The organism is Pseudomonas sp. 22072 (genome assembly GCF_052046095.1).
Lineage (GTDB): Bacteria > Pseudomonadota > Gammaproteobacteria > Pseudomonadales > Pseudomonadaceae > Aquipseudomonas > Aquipseudomonas paracarnis.
This window is the reverse complement of sequence record NZ_JBQEQE010000002.1, coordinates 194369-209856: the sequence shown is the minus strand read 5'-3', so window position 1 is coordinate 209856 and position 15488 is coordinate 194369. Positions and strand designations below refer to the sequence as shown.

Here is a 15488-nt window from a genome sequence, read left to right as displayed (position 1 = left end):
GTGCCTGCCGGGCCTGCGCTCCGTCTCTCCACCGCTCAAAACCGCCGTTTCAGGAGGCCAGGATGCACAATGACGGGAAGGTGGTGCCTATCAACAGGGCACAGGCCACGCCATCGCCGCTCGCGCGCCTGCCGGTGGTGTTGCTGCAGGTGCGTGACAAGGCTGCGCAACAGCTGCAGCAAGGCTTGCAGGAACTGTTCGATAACGCCGACGACACCCTGTTCGAAATGGCCGAAAAGGCCCGTAGCACCGTCGACCATCATATTTTTTTCGAGGCCATGCGCGACCTGCGCCTCAAGCGCAAGAACTTCGAGCGCGTGTTCATGGAGCAGCTGTTTGTGGCGTTCGCCAACCTGGGCCAGGCCCGGTGCAGCGGTGCACACCTGGTGCCGGTGGTGTCTTATGAGGCGGCACCCGGCACCAGCGCGGATGATGTGGAAAAATCCGTGGCTCTGGAGGCGATGCTCGGTCGGGTGCGGCATCGTGATGGCTTGGCCCTGGGGCAGTTGAACGCACGCTTGAGTGAACTGCTCGGCAGGCGCCTGGAGGACCCTGAAAACCCCTTGGGCCCTGCGCGGCTTTGTGAGTTTTTCCTGCAAGCAGGGCGCAGCCTGGGGGTGGAGATTCGCGTCAAGCTGGTCATGCTCAAGCTGTTTGAGAAATACGTGCTCAGTGATGCCGACCTGTTGTATGGCGAGGCCAACCAATTGCTGATCGCCACCGGCGTATTGCCGCAACTCAAGACGGTCCCGTCCCGTCGAGCTGGCGGGCGCGAGGCCCGGGAGCACCAGCATTACACCAGCCAAGCGGTCGCCGACCCGCCGCTGGATGAAAGCGGCCAGCAAGCGTTCAGTGCCTTGCAAAAGTTACTGGTAGCCGTGCGTGGCAGCGTGGCCCCGACCCTTGAAGCCAGTGCCGAGCCGCAGCCGATTGCCACCCGTGACCTGCTACGGCTGTTGTCGCACTTGCAGCAATATGTCCCGGAGCCCGGTGGCGAGGACGATTTCGACCTGCGCAACCAGCTGGAACAGTTGCTGACCCGGGGCAGCGTCAAAAGCGGCAAGTCGAGGGTGTTAGAAGAGGCAGACGAAGATGTGACCAATCTAGTCGCCATGCTGTTCGAGTTCATGTTCGATGACAGCAGTGTGCCGGACGCTTTCAAGGCGCTGATCGCTCGTTTGCAGATCCCGCTGCTGAAAGTGGCGGTGCTGGACAAGAGCCTGTTCAGTTGCGCGGAGCATCCGGCGCGGCGCTTGCTCAATGACATCGCGAGTGCCGTCATCGGCTGGAGCCCGCCCCATGACCACCCACGGGACAACCTCTATCTGTGTATCGAGCAACTCGTACAGCGTGTGCTGAATGAGTTTGTCGAAGACCCGGCGATTTTCTCCCAGTTGCTCACCACGTTCAGCGCATTCATAGCCCAGGAGCGCAAGCGCAGCGAGCGACTTGCGCGACATACCCGTGACGCCGAGCAAGAGCGCCTGCAGGTCGAGGTGGCGCGCCAGCGTGTGGCGCACGTGCTCAATCGGCGGCTCGTGGGCAAAACCTTGCCGCAATCGGTGCTGCAATTTGTGCAGCAGGCCTGGAGCCAGGTGCTGTTAGTGGCCGTTCTCAAGCACGGTGAACAATCGCTGCAGTGGCAGGCGGCACTGCGCACCGTGGATGAATTGATCTGGAGCGTCGGCCTGCGTGAAGACACCGAAGCGGGCCGGCGTTTGCTCGAGCAATTACCCGGGCTGCTCAAGGCCTTGCGTGACGGGTTGGCCGGTGCGGCCTTCGATCCTTTCAGTACCCGCGAGTTCTTCCTGCGGTTGCAGGCCATGCATGTTCAGCCGCTCGACGGCGAGGTGCTGGTTGAAGTCCGTGAGCCTTTTATCCTGGGGGCTGGCCCGCCGGGTGCCGACGAACCAATGCCCCATGATGACCCCGACCTGCTCAAAGCCAAGCAGTTGCGAGCCGGTACCTGGGTAGCGCTGCAGCAAAATGAAGCCGGTACCCTGCGCTGCAAATTGACCGCCATCATGCCGCCCGCCGATACCTATGTTTTTGTCAGCCGCGCGGGCCTCAAAGTGTTGGAGAAAAGCGCGGGCCAGTTAGCGCTGGCGTTCAAGCAGGGCGTCCTGCACGCCTTGGATGATGGCCCGCTGTTCGAGCGTGCGCTGGCAGCGGTGGTGGACAACCTGCGGCAACTCAATCGCGGCAAGTGATCGCAACCGCAGGGTGGAACGCGGCATACTGGTCACACCTCTTATCATTCAAGGAGCCTGTATGCAGTTGGACCCCGCCAGCGGTTGGTGCCAGGGCATTCGTCATTGCCCTTCGCCCAACTTCAACGAGCGCCCTGAAGGCGAAATCTCGCTGTTGGTGGTGCATAACATCAGTTTGCCCCCGGCGCAGTTCAACACCGGCAAGGTGCAGGAATTTTTCCAGAACCGCCTGGATATCTCAGAGCATCCCTATTTTGAAGGGATCGCGAGCCTACGAGTGTCTGCGCATTTTCTGATTGAACGTGACGGCACTGTGACGCAATTTGTTTCGTGCCGCGACCGTGCCTGGCATGCCGGTATTTCCGTCTTTGAAGGGCGCGAGGTCTGCAACGATTTTTCTCTGGGAATCGAGCTGGAAGGCACGGATGACCTACCGTTTACCAATGCCCAGTATGCGGCGTTGATCGACCTGACACGCCAACTGCTGGCCGCATACCCAGATATCACCCGCCAACGTATTTGTGGTCACAGCGACATCGCTCCGGGGCGCAAGACCGACCCGGGCCCCGCTTTTGATTGGGCGCGCTTTCGCAGCGCCCTGCAGGATGGAGGACACGAACGATGAGTTTCCTGGTGTTGGTGCTGGCCGTGTGGATCGAGAAGTTCTCGGCCCTGCGCCTGCGGTTGCAGCGCGACGGTGGATGGCTGCGTGAGCTGGCCAAGCTGGAATCGAGCCCGCGCATGGGCAAGCGCCCTTGGTTGATCCTGCTGATATTGGTGCTGCTGCCGGTGGCATTGCTGGCATTGTTGTTGCTGGTCCTGGAACCGGTGGCCTATGGCCTGTTGGCATTGCCGGTGCACTTGCTGGTGGTGATCTACAGCCTGGGCCGTGGCGATCTATTGGCGGGGCTGGGGCCGTTTCGCGACGCCTGGCGGCGCGGTGACCTGCAAGCGGCCGAGCATGTGGCCGAACGCGACCTCAAACTTGGCGCCGACAGTGGCGAGCAATTGCTGGAGCGCGTCCAGGGCTACCTGCTGTGGCAGGCGTATCAAAGCTTTTTCGCGGTGATTTTCTGGTATTTCCTGCTGGGCCCGGTGGCCGCCCTGGCCTACCGGCTGTTGGCGCTGGCCAGCGAAAACAGCCAGAACCCGTTGGTGGCCGAGCGCGCCACGCAACTGCGCCACGCGTTTGACTGGTTGCCGGTACGCCTGCTGGCGGCCAGCTTTGCCTTGGTGGGTAATTTCGTCGGGGTCAGCCGTGTGATGCTCCACGAACTGTTGAGCTGGGACATCAGCGCGGCACAGTTGGTGGAAAGAGTCGGCCTGGCCGCCGCGGAAATTCCTGCGCCCGTGGTGGGGGCCGATGGCATCAACAGCCTGGATCGCCTGTGGGAACTGCTGCTGCGTGCGGCGGTGCTGTGGTATGCCGGGTTTGCGATCTGGACGGTGTTGCCCTGATGGTAGGAGCGAGCTTGCTCGCGAAAAACGTCAACGATAACGCGTGCTTCCTGAATAAACGCGGCGTCTGTGAGTCTTTCGCGAGCAAGCTCGCTCCTACATGGCGTTAGGGCTTTCCCCTTGCCACATTTGGCCTCCAGACACGCCGTTAACCTTACGTTACAAAACTCCCTTTCGAATTGAGCTATACAGATAGAGCGCCAAATAGTGGCTATCTGCCGCCGCCCTGCGCCTCAATAAAAATAAAAGAAGGGGAGGTCACCTGTGAAGAGCTTGCTCTATCCCGCCGTCGCGCTGATGAACCGCCTGAGTTTCGGCATGAAGTTCAGCCTGATCAGCGTGCTGTTCCTGCTGCCGATGCTGGCGACCAACTATTACCTGGTGCGCGACTCGTGGCGTGAATACCAGGGCACCCGGGTCGAACTGCAGAGTCTCGACCTGCTCGGCAGCAGCCTGGCGTTGCGCCGCGATCTGGAAACCCTCAACAACCAGGTAGAGATCAATGCCACCCTCGGCCAGTCCGGTAAAGCGGCAGACCTGGAGACCAGGATCAGCGCCTTGGAAGCGAGTGTAGTGGGGCGCTTGCAAGGCTTGCGCGCCATCGCGACCCAGCCCGAGCAAGTTGCCGTCTTCGACAGTAAGCGCGATGAGCTGATCGCTGCGTTCAAGGCCCAGCAACAGGAAACTTCGTTGCTCAACAAAGCGGCGTTGATCGGCAAGTTACTCAACCAGGCCCAGATGTTCAGCCAGATCATTGCCAGCCAAGCCGGCTTGAGCCGTGATCCGCAAAGTGATCTGCGCCAGCTCAGCGACCTGGTCACCACCGTCACCCCTCAAGTCACCCAGGCCTTGGGCGAAGGCCGTGCGATGGGCGCGTACTCCCTGGGGCAGGGCTTTATCAATTCATCCTCCAGCACCCGTTTTGACGAACTGCTGCAGCAGCTGGAAAAACTCCACGGGGAATATGGCTTGAAGCTGCAGGACGCGTTGGGCGCCAGCCAGGCCGCGCATGCAGCCCTCGACGTTTCGGCGCAAGCCAGCCGGGCCAGCCTCAAGCAAGGCAGCGAGTTTTTTGAAGAGCAGGTGGTGATGGCCGAGACCCTCGATACGTCTTGGCAGGGTTTTTATGACGGCGTCAGCCAGTTGATGGCCAAGACCTATCAATTGGATGACGCCACCCTGGCGTTCCTCGGGCAGCAGTTGCAGCAACGCCTGGCGCAAAACCGCCTGCACATGGTGTTGCTGGTCACGGCCCTGGCGGCGGTATTTGCGTTGATTTTCTATCTCTATGCCGGTTTCTTTGTCTCCACTCGCACCACCTTGCGCCGCCTGGGGGCGATGATGGACAAAGTGGCGGCAGGTGACATGACGGTCACCTTCGTTGCTCAAAGCCGCGACGAGCTGGGCGACTTGGGCCAGGTGTTCAATGGCACCGTGGCCAAGATTCATGACCTGATCGAACGTGTTGGGCATACGGTCAGCCAGGTGGAGCTGCAGGCCGGCCAGGTGCAGGCGGTGTCGGCACAGAGTAACCAGGCGGTGTCCGGCCAGCGCAGCCAGATCGAACAAGTGGCGACCGCGATGAACCAGATGTCCGCCACTGCCCAAGAGGTGGCGCGCAGCGCGGCGGCGGCGGTCAGTAGTGCCCAGAGCGTCAATGATGAAACGGTCACCGGGCGTGCGCTGGTGCAATCCCAGCAAGGCGGCATCGCCCGCCTGGCGGCGGAGATTGACGAATCGGTGCGGGTGATCAACCAACTGGCTGCCGACAGCCAGTCCATCAGCAGCGTCCTGGAAGTGATCAAGAGCATTGCCGAGCAGACCAACCTGCTGGCGCTCAACGCGGCCATCGAAGCCGCGCGCGCCGGTGACCAAGGGCGTGGTTTTGCGGTGGTGGCCGACGAGGTGCGCACCCTGGCTCGGCGCACCCAGCACTCCACCGAGGAAATCGAGCAGATGATCAGCCGCTTGCACAGCGGCGTGGGCGCGGCGGTGAAGGCCATGGGCAGCAGCCATGAAATGGCGAATGGCACGGTGGGGCAGTCGGAAAAAGTCCAGCAAGCCTTGGAAAATATCCTGGGGGCAGTTGGGATGATCGTCGATCAGAACCAGCAAATCGCCGCCGCCGTGGAGCAGCAAACGGCGGTCGCCCACGACATCGACCAGAACATTGTCGAAATCAACCGTGCTGGCGAGCATGCAGCGCAAGGCGCCCAGCACACGGAAGCGGCCAGTCGACAACTGGCAACCCAGGTGGTTGAGTTGAAGCAATTGATTGGTGCGTTTCGGGTGTAGGGAGGTTCTGAAGGGCGGAGCCACGGGCCCTGTGGCCCATGTCTTGATTTACCGATGCGTCTTTTATCGGGGCGTGAATAGGTGAAAATTTATTTCATCCGTCACGGTCACGAGGGGACAAAACGATGGCCGCCGCAATCGGTATCAGGGGGCACTGCGCCCAGTGCAACATGACGTTTGAACTCAAGCCTTGGCAACTGAACGCCATTGCCATCGATGTGCCGTTTGACTGTATGTATTGCCACTGCGGGTTGCAGTTGGGCTGCGTCAAGCAGTTGCGCCAATTCAGGGCCCTGGACCAATGGGCGCTGGTGCGGCCGAGCATGATCATGCTGACGTGCGCGACCTTGCTGGTGGCCTTGGTCGCCGAGTGGCTGGGGCTGCTCAGTGTCATCGCGCAGTTCAACATTTCACTGGTCGCGGTGTTGATCCATTTGCTGGTGGTGCGCTACGCCCGTCATCGCCAGACAATGACCTTGAACTTGCAGGCCATCAGTGCGCTACCAGTTGAACAGCTCGCACGCATTGCGTGTGCTCGCCTCAGCCAGCAATAGAGGGCTGATACCCATGCGCTCGGCCAGGGCCGTGCAGATGTCTGGCAGGTGCTGCGGGCTATTGCGCTGGTTGGGGTACATGGCCGGGGCCATATCCGGCGAGTCGGTCTCCAGCACCACGGCGTCGAGGGGCAATTGGGCCAGTACCCGGTGCATGCGCAGGGCCTGGGGCCAGGTGGCAGCGCCACCCAGGCCCAGTTTGAACCCGAGCTTGATGTACTCGCGTGCCTCTTCAACGCTGCCGGCGAACGCATGGATGATGCCGCCTCTGGGCAGGCGGATACGCTTTAAGGTGGCAATTACCGCGGCGTGGCTGCGGCGAACGTGGAGCAGGGCCGGCAGCTGGAAATCCACCGCGAGTTTCAGCTGGGTTTCAAATAGCGGTTGCTGGCGCTCGTGGTCCAACTGTTCAAGAAAGTAATCCAGGCCAATTTCGCCCACGGCGCACAGTTGCCGGTGGCCATGCAGGCGCGTCAACCAGTCGCCCAGCTCCAGCAGGTCGGCGGGGCGATGCTCATCGAGATACACCGGGTGCAAGCCGAAGGCGGCGAACAAGCCTTCGTCCTGTTGCACCAAGTCCCATAGCCGCTGCCAATTTTTCTGGTACACCCCCAGCACCACCAGGCGCCGCACGCCGAGGTCACGGCTGTGGGCGAGGACGTGCGTGCGATCCTGGTCGAAGTCCTCGAAGTCCAGGTGCGTGTGGGTGTCGATCAGCTCCACGCTCAGGCCTCGAGGATACGCTGCTTGAAGGTCCGGCCAATCGCATGCACGCCGGGTTGGTACTGTTCTTCTTCAACGGCGGCCAGGGCCAGGCGCAGGGCGGTCTCGGCGATCAATTGATGTTGTTGGGCCATGGCGTTGACCGGCAGCGGGAGGAAATCCAGCAACTGGGTATCGCCGAAGGTGCCCAGGCGCAGGGGGCGTGACTTGAGAGGGAAGTCATGCAGCGCATCAAACACGCCTTGGAGCAGTACGTAGGAGGTGGTTACCAGCGCGTCCGGCAGATGCCCCAGGCGTTGCAGCAATTGCTCCATCAGCTCTCGGCCGCAGTCACGACTGAAGGCTTCGCCCTGTTCGATGATCACTTCGCCCGTAAAGCCTTGCAGCGCATCGCGGAAACCGGCGGTACGCGCCTGGCTGATGCTCAGCTCGGGCCGTGCGCCGATCAGCGCGATCTGCTTGGGCAACGGTTGCAGCAGGCTGCTAGTGAGTTGCTGGCAGGCCTGGTGGTCGTCGCTGACCACGGAGCAGAACTGGTTCGGCTCCATCTCCCGGTCGATGGCAATCACCGGCAGCCCCTTGGCCTGCAACTCGCGATAGCTGTCATCGCTGGCCGGCAGGCAACTGGCGACGAACAACGCATCGCAACGCCGCGCCCGGAACAGTTGCAGCAGTTGGCGCTCGCTGTCCGCTTCGTCATCGGAGCTGGCGATCAGTAACTGATAGCCGCGCGCCCGCGCACCTTGTTCCAGCAGTTTGGCGATGCGTGCGTAGCTGGGGTTTTCCAGGTCTGGCAGGATGAACCCCAAGGTCCGCGTATGCCGGCTGCGCAGCCCCGCGGCTTGAGGGTTGGGGGTAAAGCCATGGGCTTGGACCACGGCACGCACACGCTCAACGGTGGCGTTGCTGATGCGCTGCTGTTCGGCCTTGCCATTGATGACATAGCTGGCGGTGGTAACGGACACACCGGCCAGACGTGCGATATCACTGAGTTTCAAACCGGGATTTCCTTGTTTTTTGGCGCTCGCCCCGACATTTTGTCCAATCGTAACCGATTCCAGCATTCGACCAATGTCCCACAGCAAGCGCCGAGTGGCCCTTCAAGCTTGCGTAATTAACGCGTAATCTGCCATAAATTCTAGATTAAACGTTTCAGCAAGCGTATTTTTACGATGTTCGCTACTGAGTGACCACTGCCAATTGACCGCTCAGTCAGTTAATTTTGATCATATTTACCTACAACAATACCTAGTGCGCCTGTCGCACTAACTAGGAGAACGGCATGCTTGAGCTCACTGTAGAGCAGATATCCATGGGCCAGGTGGCTGTGGATAAATCTGCTGCCTTGCACCTGCTCGCTGACAAATTAGTGGCCGATGGCCTGGTTGCCGAAGGTTATCTCAGTGGCTTGCAAGCCCGTGAAGCCCAAGGTTCGACCTTTCTCGGCCAAGGCATTGCTATCCCCCATGGCACGCCAGAAACCCGCGACCAAGTGTTTTCCACCGGTGTGCGCCTGCTGCAGTTCCCCGAAGGGGTGGACTGGGGCGATGGCCAGATCGTCTATCTGGCGATTGGCATCGCGGCTAAATCCGATGAACACCTGCGCCTGTTGCAACTGCTCACCCGTGCCCTCGGTGAAACCGACCTGGGCCAGGCGTTGCGCCGTGCCGGCAATGCCGAAGCGCTGTTGAAACTGTTGCAAGGCGCGCCCCAGGAACTGGCGCTGGATGCGCAGATGATCAGCCTGGGCGTGTCGGCCGATGATTTTGAAGAGTTGGTGTGGCGCGGTGCGCGCCTGCTGCGCCAGGCCGACTGCGTGAGCAATGGCTTTGCCGCCGTATTGCAGCAAGTCGACGCGCTGCCCCTGGGCGATGGCCTGTGGTGGTTGCACAGCGAGCAGACGGTCAAGCGCCCGGGCCTGGCCTTTGTGACGCCGGACAAACCTATGCGTTACCTCGGCCAGCCCTTGCACGGCCTGTTCTGCCTGGCGAGCCTCGGTGAAGCGCACCAGACCCTGCTTGAACGCCTGTGTGCCTTGCTGATTGAAGGGCGCGGCCACGAGTTGGGACGCGCCACCAGCAGCCGCGCGGTGCTGGAAGTGCTGGGCGGTGAACTGCCGCCGGACTGGCCCAGCGCCCGTATTACCCTGGCCAACGCCCACGGCCTGCACGCGCGCCCGGCCAAGATCCTGGCGCAATTGGCGAAAAGTTTTGACGGCGATATCCGCGTACGTATCGTCGATGGCGCGGTGGGCGCCGTGTCGGTCAAAAGCCTGAGCAAGTTGCTCAGCCTCGGCGCACGTCGTGGCCAGGTGCTGGAGTTTGTGGCCGAGCCGACGGTGGCCGGCGATGCACTGCCCGCCCTCTTGGCCGCCGTGCAAGAGGGCCTTGGCGAAGAGGTCGAGCCCTTGCCCACGGTGAGCGCACAGCCCGCACAGGTCGATATCGAACCGGTGCTCAGCGCGCCACTGAGCGGTAGCCAACTCCAGGCCATTGCCGCCGCGCCGGGTATCGCGATCGGCCCGGCTCATATCCAGGTGCCGCAGGTGTTCGATTACCCGCTACGGGGCGAATCCGCCGCCGCCGAACGCCAGCGCCTGCACACCGCCTTGAGCGACGTGCGCACGGATATCCAGGGCTTGATCGAGCGTAGCCAGGCCAAGGCCATCCGCGAGATTTTCATTACCCACCAGGAAATGCTCGACGACCCGGAACTGACCGACGAAGTCGACACCCGCCTCAAGCAGGGCGAAAGCGCCGAAGCCGCCTGGATGAGCGTGATCGAAGCCGCCGCCAAGCAACAGGAAGCCTTGCAGGATGCCTTGCTGGCCGAGCGTGCTGCCGACTTGCGTGACATCGGCCGCCGCGTGCTGGCCCAGTTGTGCGGCGTCCAGAGCGTGCAGGAACCGAGCGAGCCCTACATCCTGGTGATGGAAGAGGTCGGCCCTTCGGACGTGGCGCGCCTGGACCCGGCCCGCGTTGCCGGCATTCTCACCGCCCGGGGCGGCGCCACCGCTCACAGTGCCATTGTCGCCCGCGCCCTGGGCATTCCGGCCTTGGTCGGCGCTGGCGCTGCGGTGTTATTGCTCAACCCGGGCACGCCACTGTTGCTCGATGGCCAGCGTGGTCGCCTGCATGTGGACCCCGACGCCGCCACCCTGCAACGGGCCACCGTGGAGCGCGACAGCCGCGAACAGCGCTTGCAAGCCGCATCGGCCCAGCGCCATGAAGCGGCGCTGACCCGTGACGGCCACGCCGTGGAAGTGTTCGCCAATATTGGCGAAAGCGCCGGGGTGGCCAGCGCAGTGGAGCAGGGCGCCGAAGGCATTGGCCTGCTGCGCACCGAACTGATTTTCATGGCTCACTCCCAGGCGCCAGACGAGGCCACTCAGGAGGCCGAATACCGTCGCGTACTCGACGGCCTCAATGGTCGCCCGTTGGTGGTGCGCACCCTGGATGTGGGCGGCGACAAGCCTTTGCCCTATTGGCCGATCGCCGAAGAGGAAAACCCCTTTCTGGGTGTGCGCGGCATTCGCCTGACGTTGCAACGCCCGCAGATCATGGAAGCGCAACTGCGCGCATTGCTGCGTGCAGCAGACAACCGCCCGCTGCGCATCATGTTCCCCATGGTCGGCAGCGTGGATGAGTGGCGCGCCGCCCGGGACATGACCGAGCGCCTGCGCCTGGAGATCCCAGTGGCAGACCTGCAACTGGGGATCATGATCGAAGTGCCCTCAGCCGCGCTGCTGGCGCCGGTCCTCGCCAAGGAAGTCGACTTCTTCAGCGTCGGCACCAACGACCTGACCCAATACACCCTGGCCATCGACCGCGGCCACCCGACCCTGTCGGCCCAGGCCGATGGCTTGCACCCTGCAGTCCTGCAACTGATCGACATCACCGTGCGCGCCGCCCATGCCCACGGCAAATGGGTAGGCGTGTGCGGCGAGTTGGCGGCGGACCCGCTGGCGGTGCCGGTGCTGGTCGGCCTGGGCGTGGATGAGTTGAGCGTGTCGGCCCGCAGCATTCCTGAAGTGAAGGCGCGGGTGCGTGAATTCAGTCTGAGCGAGGCCCAGGGCCTGGCGCAACAAGCACTGGCGGTGGGTTCGCCCGCCGAAGTGCGTGCCCTAGTGGAGGCCGTGTAGATGGCGAATATTCTGACCCTGACGCTGAACCCGGCGTTGGACCTCACGGTACGCCTGGCGCACCTGCAACCCGGTGAGGTCAATCGCAGTGAAGCGATGCTCACCCACGCCGCGGGCAAGGGCGTGAATGTGGCGCAAGTGCTGGCGGACCTGGGCCATTACGTCAGCGTGGGCGGGTTTCTCGGCAGTGCCAACCCCCAGGCTTTCAATGCGCTGATCAAGCGCCGTGGGTTTGGCGATGCCTTCATCCGGGTTCCCGGCGAAACCCGTAGCAACATCAAGATTGCCGAACAGGATGGGCGTGTCACCGACATCAATGCACCGGGGCCGCTGGTGACTGAAGAGGCGCTAAAAGCGCTGCTCAAGATGGTCGCGATCATTGGCCCGGAGTTCGATGCGGTCGTGGTGGCCGGTAGCTTGCCGCGCGGCGTCAGCCCGCAGTGGTTTAAAGGTCTGCTGGAGGCGTTGAAGGACCTCGGTTTGAAAGTCGCCCTGGACACCAGCGGCGAAGCGCTGCGCCTGGGGTTGGAGGTTGGCCCGTGGCTGGTCAAACCCAATACCGAAGAGTTGGCCGAGGCCTTGGGTAACGCCACCGATGCCATCAGCCGCCTGCATCAGCAAGGCGTCGAACATGTGGTGGTCTCCGACGGGGCCGCAGGCGTGACCTGGTACCGCCCGGGTGCGGCGCTGCACGCCACGCCGCCCAAGGTGGCAGTGGCCAGTACCGTGGGCGCCGGCGACTCGCTGCTGGCCGGGATGCTCCACGGTTTGCTCAGTGGCGATACGTCGGAGCACACCTTGCGCCGGGCCACGGCGATTGCCGCGATGGCGGTGACACAGATCGGTTTTGGCATCAGCGATGACGCGCAGTTGGCGCATCTCGAAAGCGGCGTCGATGTACGCACGCTGACAGAACAATAAGAGGGTTTGTGATGAAGTTAGCCATTGTTACCGCCTGCCCGAACGGCATGGTCACCAGTGTGCTGTGCGCCCGCTTGTTGGACGCCGCCGCCCAGCGCATGGGCTTGCACACCAGTGTTGAAGTCGTCGATGTACAGCGCCCGGAGCGCCAGTTGTCCCAGGCGACGATTGATGATGCCGAGTGGGTGCTGCTGGTCAGCAGTACCCCGGTGGATATGCAGCGGTTTGTCGGCAAGCGTGTGTTCCAGAGCACACCGGCCCAGGCATTGGCGGATGTCGAAGGCGTGCTGCGCCGGGGCGCCGAAGAAGCCCGGGTGTATGTCGCCGACGCCGCCCCGGTGGCGGCCAAGGCTGCGCCGCGTATCGTCGCGATTACCGCGTGCCCCACCGGTGTGGCCCACACGTTCATGGCCGCCGAAGCCTTGCAGCAGACTGCTCAGCGCCTGGGTTATGACCTGCAGGTCGAGACCCAAGGTTCGGTGGGCGCTCGCACCCCGTTGAGCTCGCAAGCGATTGCCGATGCCGATGTGGTGTTGCTCGCGGCGGATATCGAAGTGGCCACCGAGCGTTTCGCCGGCAAGAAGATTTACCGCTGTGGCACCGGCATTGCCCTCAAGCAATCCGAAGCCATCCTCAACAAAGCCCTGGCCGAAGGCGCGGTGGAAAGCGCGGCCGGCGGTGCACCGGCCAAGGCGGAGAAAACCGGCGTCTACAAACACCTGCTCACCGGCGTGTCGTATATGTTGCCGATGGTGGTGGCGGGGGGCTTGCTGATCGCCTTGTCGTTTGTGTTCGGCATCCATGCTTTCGAGCAGCCCGGCACCTTGGCGGCGGCGCTCAAATCCGTGGGTGACCAGGCGTTCCTGTTGATGGTGCCGTTGCTGGCGGGCTACATCGCCTACTCGATTGCCGACCGTCCTGGCCTTGCGCCCGGCATGATCGGCGGGCTGCTGGCTGGGACGCTGGGGGCTGGGTTTATCGGCGGCATCCTGGCCGGCTTCGTCGCCGGGTATTGCGTCAAACTGATCAGCCGCGCAGTGCAACTGCCCCAGAGCCTGGAAGCGCTCAAGCCGATCCTGATCATCCCGTTACTGGCGAGCCTGTTTACCGGGCTTGTGATGATCTACCTGGTGGGCCCACCGGTCGCCCGCTTGCTCACGGGCCTGACGGATTTCCTCAGCACCATGGGCACCACCAACGCGGTGCTGCTGGGCATTCTGCTCGGCGGCATGATGTGCGTGGACTTGGGTGGGCCGATCAACAAGGCGGCCTATGCGTTCTCGGTTGGCCTGCTGGCCGCGTCGAGCGGCGCGCCGATGGCCGCGACCATGGCCGCCGGCATGGTGCCGCCGATTGGCATGGGCATCGCCACGTTGCTGGCCCGGCGCAAGTTCGCCCAGACCGAGCGCGAGGCCGGCAAGGCGGCGATGATCCTGGGGCTGTGCTTTATCTCTGAAGGCGCGATTCCCTTCGCCGCCAAAGACCCGCTGCGCGTCATCCCGGCCAGCATCGCCGGTGGCGCGTTGACCGGTGCGCTGTCGATGTACTTCGGCTGCAAACTCGCCGCGCCCCATGGCGGGTTGTTTGTGTTGGTGATTCCGAATGCGATGAACCATGCGTTGTTGTATTTGTTGGCGATTGTGGCGGGCAGTGTGTTGACCGGCTTGGTGTATGCCGTGCTCAAGCGACCGGAAGCGGCCGAGCTGGCCGTGACTGCCTGACCAGTAAAAGTGTGGGGGCAAGCCCAAATACCCTGTAGGAGCGAGCTTGCTCGCGAAGAACTCGCAGGCGCCGCGTTCATTCAGCAAGCCCGCGTGATCGTTGACGTTTTTCGCGAGCAAGCTCGCTCCTACAGTTGTAGCCTGTCATCTGCGCTTCATCCCGTCATGCTTTAGTGGCCCTTTTGATACTCAAGAGGGCACCTGCATGAGCCACTTCGATCTCGGTCGCCGCCGTGTGATGCAAGCTGTGGGCGCTGGCCTGCTGTTGCCGGGCCTGGCGCCGGCGGTGATCGCTTCGGTGAAGGACCGACCGCAACTCACTGACGGCGTGCAATCGGGCGACCTGCAGGGCGATCGCGCAATGATCTGGAGCCGCAGTGACCGCCCGGCGAAGATGGTGGTGGAGTGGGATACCCGCAGCGTGTTCAGCAACCCGCGCCGATTCGTCTCGCCCCTGGCCGACAGCCGCACCGACTTTACCGCCCGTGTCGAGCTCACCGGGCTGCCGGTCGACCAGGCGATTTTCTACCGCGTGCATTTCGAAGACGCCCAGACCGGCATTGCCAGTGAACCCTGGTTCGGGCACCTGCGTAGCGTGCCGCAACAGCGGCGTGATATCCGTTTTGTGTGGAGCGGCGACACCGTCGGCCAAGGCTTCGGCATCAACCCGGACATCGGTGGCATGCGCATCTATGAAGCCATGCGCCTGCGCCTGCCAGACTTTTTTATCCACAGCGGCGACACCATCTACGCCGACGGCCCGATACCCGCGCAGCTCACCACTGAAGGAGGGCGCATCTGGCGCAACATCACCACTGAAGCCAAAAGCAAAGTCGCGGAAACCCTCGATGAATATCGCGGCAATTACCGTTACAACCTGCTGGATGAAAACGTACGCCGCTTCAACGCCGAGGTGCCGCAGATCTGGCAGTGGGACGATCACGAGGTGATCAACAACTGGTCATCGAGCAAGCAGTTGGATGAGCGTTACCAGACCCGCGACATCAACACCCTGGTGGGCCGTGCCCGCCAGGCCTGGCTGGAATATTCACCCATGCGCCGACAGAGCGCCGACAGTGGCGGGCGCATTTATCGCAAGCTCAGTTATGGGCCGCTGCTGGATGTGTTTGTGTTGGATATGCGCAGCTATCGCGGGCCCAATGATGACAACCTGGGCGCTGAAAAACCCTTTCTTGGGCGTGAACAGTTGGACTGGCTCAAGCGCGGGCTCAAGGCATCGCAAGCGCAGTGGAAGGTGGTAGCCGCCGACATGCCTATCGGCCTGGGCGTGCCCGACGGTGAGGTCAGCCCCGGCGTGGCGCGTTGGGAAGCGATCGCCAATGGCGACCCTGGCCCGGCGCAAGGGCGTGAGCTGGAGATCGCCGAACTGCTAGGGTTCCTGCATGAGCACAAGGTGCGCAACCACCTGTGGCTGACGGCCGATGTGCATTACTGTGCGGCGCAT

The 15488-nt window shown here is 62.6% G+C and carries 11 protein-coding genes and 1 pseudogene; 10 read left to right on the top strand and 2 right to left on the bottom strand.

Translation table 11 applies throughout. From position 1 onward, the window contains the following. The first annotated feature begins 62 nt into the window (after positions 1 to 62). The 6 genes and pseudogenes from ACTJLA_RS03015 to ACTJLA_RS02990 all read left to right on the top strand — a co-directional run bounded on the left by ACTJLA_RS03015 (position 63) and on the right by ACTJLA_RS02990 (position 6517). On the top strand, positions 63 to 2210 hold the full coding sequence (locus tag ACTJLA_RS03015) for a DUF1631 domain-containing protein (protein ID WP_314547621.1): 2148 nt from the start codon (positions 63 to 65) through the stop codon (positions 2208 to 2210). A gap of 61 nt (positions 2211 to 2271) precedes the next feature. Continuing rightward, positions 2272 to 2835, top strand: coding sequence for a 1,6-anhydro-N-acetylmuramyl-L-alanine amidase AmpD (gene ampD, locus ACTJLA_RS03010; protein WP_054896894.1), 564 nt, complete (start codon positions 2272 to 2274; stop codon positions 2833 to 2835). Next, complete coding sequence (gene ampE, locus ACTJLA_RS03005; protein ID WP_034126259.1) at positions 2832 to 3668, top strand: regulatory signaling modulator protein AmpE; 837 nt, start codon at positions 2832 to 2834, stop codon at positions 3666 to 3668. Before ampD ends, ampE begins: the two co-directional genes overlap by 4 nt. 297 nt (positions 3669 to 3965) lie before the next feature. Further along, positions 3966 to 5057, top strand: a pseudogene (locus ACTJLA_RS03000) (methyl-accepting chemotaxis protein); the annotation flags it as partial. Further along, the gene (locus tag ACTJLA_RS02995) at positions 5034 to 5963 is read left to right on the top strand and encodes a methyl-accepting chemotaxis protein (RefSeq protein WP_371262625.1); all 930 of its coding nucleotides are present in this window, start codon (positions 5034 to 5036) and stop codon (positions 5961 to 5963) included. The pseudogene ACTJLA_RS03000 and the gene ACTJLA_RS02995, both read left to right, overlap by 24 nt. A gap of 125 nt (positions 5964 to 6088) precedes the next feature. Further along, positions 6089 to 6517 (top strand): hypothetical protein, encoded by a 429-nt coding sequence (locus ACTJLA_RS02990; RefSeq protein WP_054896896.1) that lies wholly within the window; start codon positions 6089 to 6091, stop codon positions 6515 to 6517. On the opposite strand, the gene ACTJLA_RS02985 is transcribed toward ACTJLA_RS02990, so the two are convergent. Then, on the bottom strand, positions 6464 to 7240 hold the full coding sequence (locus ACTJLA_RS02985; protein ID WP_034126262.1) for a TatD family hydrolase: 777 nt from the start codon (positions 7238 to 7240) through the stop codon (positions 6464 to 6466). The genes ACTJLA_RS02990 and ACTJLA_RS02985 overlap by 54 nt on opposite strands. A gap of 2 nt (positions 7241 to 7242) precedes the next feature. After that, a complete protein-coding gene (gene cra / locus ACTJLA_RS02980) occupies positions 7243 to 8238 on the bottom strand; it encodes a catabolite repressor/activator (RefSeq protein ID WP_034126263.1) in 996 nt (331 codons plus the stop codon). A gap of 284 nt (positions 8239 to 8522) precedes the next feature. Here cra and ptsP point away from each other — a divergent pair, with 284 nt between their 5' ends. The 4 genes from ptsP to ACTJLA_RS02960 all read left to right on the top strand — a co-directional run. Continuing rightward, positions 8523 to 11381 (top strand): phosphoenolpyruvate--protein phosphotransferase, encoded by a 2859-nt coding sequence (gene ptsP / locus ACTJLA_RS02975; RefSeq protein WP_314547630.1) that lies wholly within the window; start codon positions 8523 to 8525, stop codon positions 11379 to 11381. After that, a complete protein-coding gene (gene pfkB / locus ACTJLA_RS02970) occupies positions 11382 to 12302 on the top strand; it encodes a 1-phosphofructokinase (RefSeq protein ID WP_314547631.1) in 921 nt (306 codons plus the stop codon). It abuts the gene before it with no gap. 11 nt (positions 12303 to 12313) lie between these two features. Then, complete coding sequence (locus tag ACTJLA_RS02965) at positions 12314 to 14023, top strand: PTS fructose-like transporter subunit IIB (RefSeq protein WP_314547633.1); 1710 nt, start codon at positions 12314 to 12316, stop codon at positions 14021 to 14023. A gap of 205 nt (positions 14024 to 14228) precedes the next feature. Next, positions 14229 to 15488 (top strand): alkaline phosphatase D family protein (locus ACTJLA_RS02960; protein ID WP_440840640.1); only part of this gene is annotated, 1260 nt, incomplete at its 3' end.

Bases quoted from the DNA above. Each gene is read 5' to 3' on its own strand.
- ACTJLA_RS03015 (WP_314547621.1), top strand. From the start codon at position 63: ATGCACAATGACGGGAAGGTGGTGCCTATCAACAGGGCACAGGCCACG.
- ampD (WP_054896894.1), top strand. From the start codon at position 2,272: ATGCAGTTGGACCCCGCCAGCGGTTGGTGCCAGGGCATTCGTCATTGC.
- ampE (WP_034126259.1), top strand. From the start codon at position 2,832: ATGAGTTTCCTGGTGTTGGTGCTGGCCGTGTGGATCGAGAAGTTCTCG.
- ACTJLA_RS02995 (WP_371262625.1), top strand. From the start codon at position 5,034: ATGACGGTCACCTTCGTTGCTCAAAGCCGCGACGAGCTGGGCGACTTG.
- ACTJLA_RS02990 (WP_054896896.1), top strand. From the start codon at position 6,089: ATGGCCGCCGCAATCGGTATCAGGGGGCACTGCGCCCAGTGCAACATG.
- ptsP (WP_314547630.1), top strand. From the start codon at position 8,523: ATGCTTGAGCTCACTGTAGAGCAGATATCCATGGGCCAGGTGGCTGTG.
- pfkB (WP_314547631.1), top strand. From the start codon at position 11,382: ATGGCGAATATTCTGACCCTGACGCTGAACCCGGCGTTGGACCTCACG.
- ACTJLA_RS02965 (WP_314547633.1), top strand. From the start codon at position 12,314: ATGAAGTTAGCCATTGTTACCGCCTGCCCGAACGGCATGGTCACCAGT.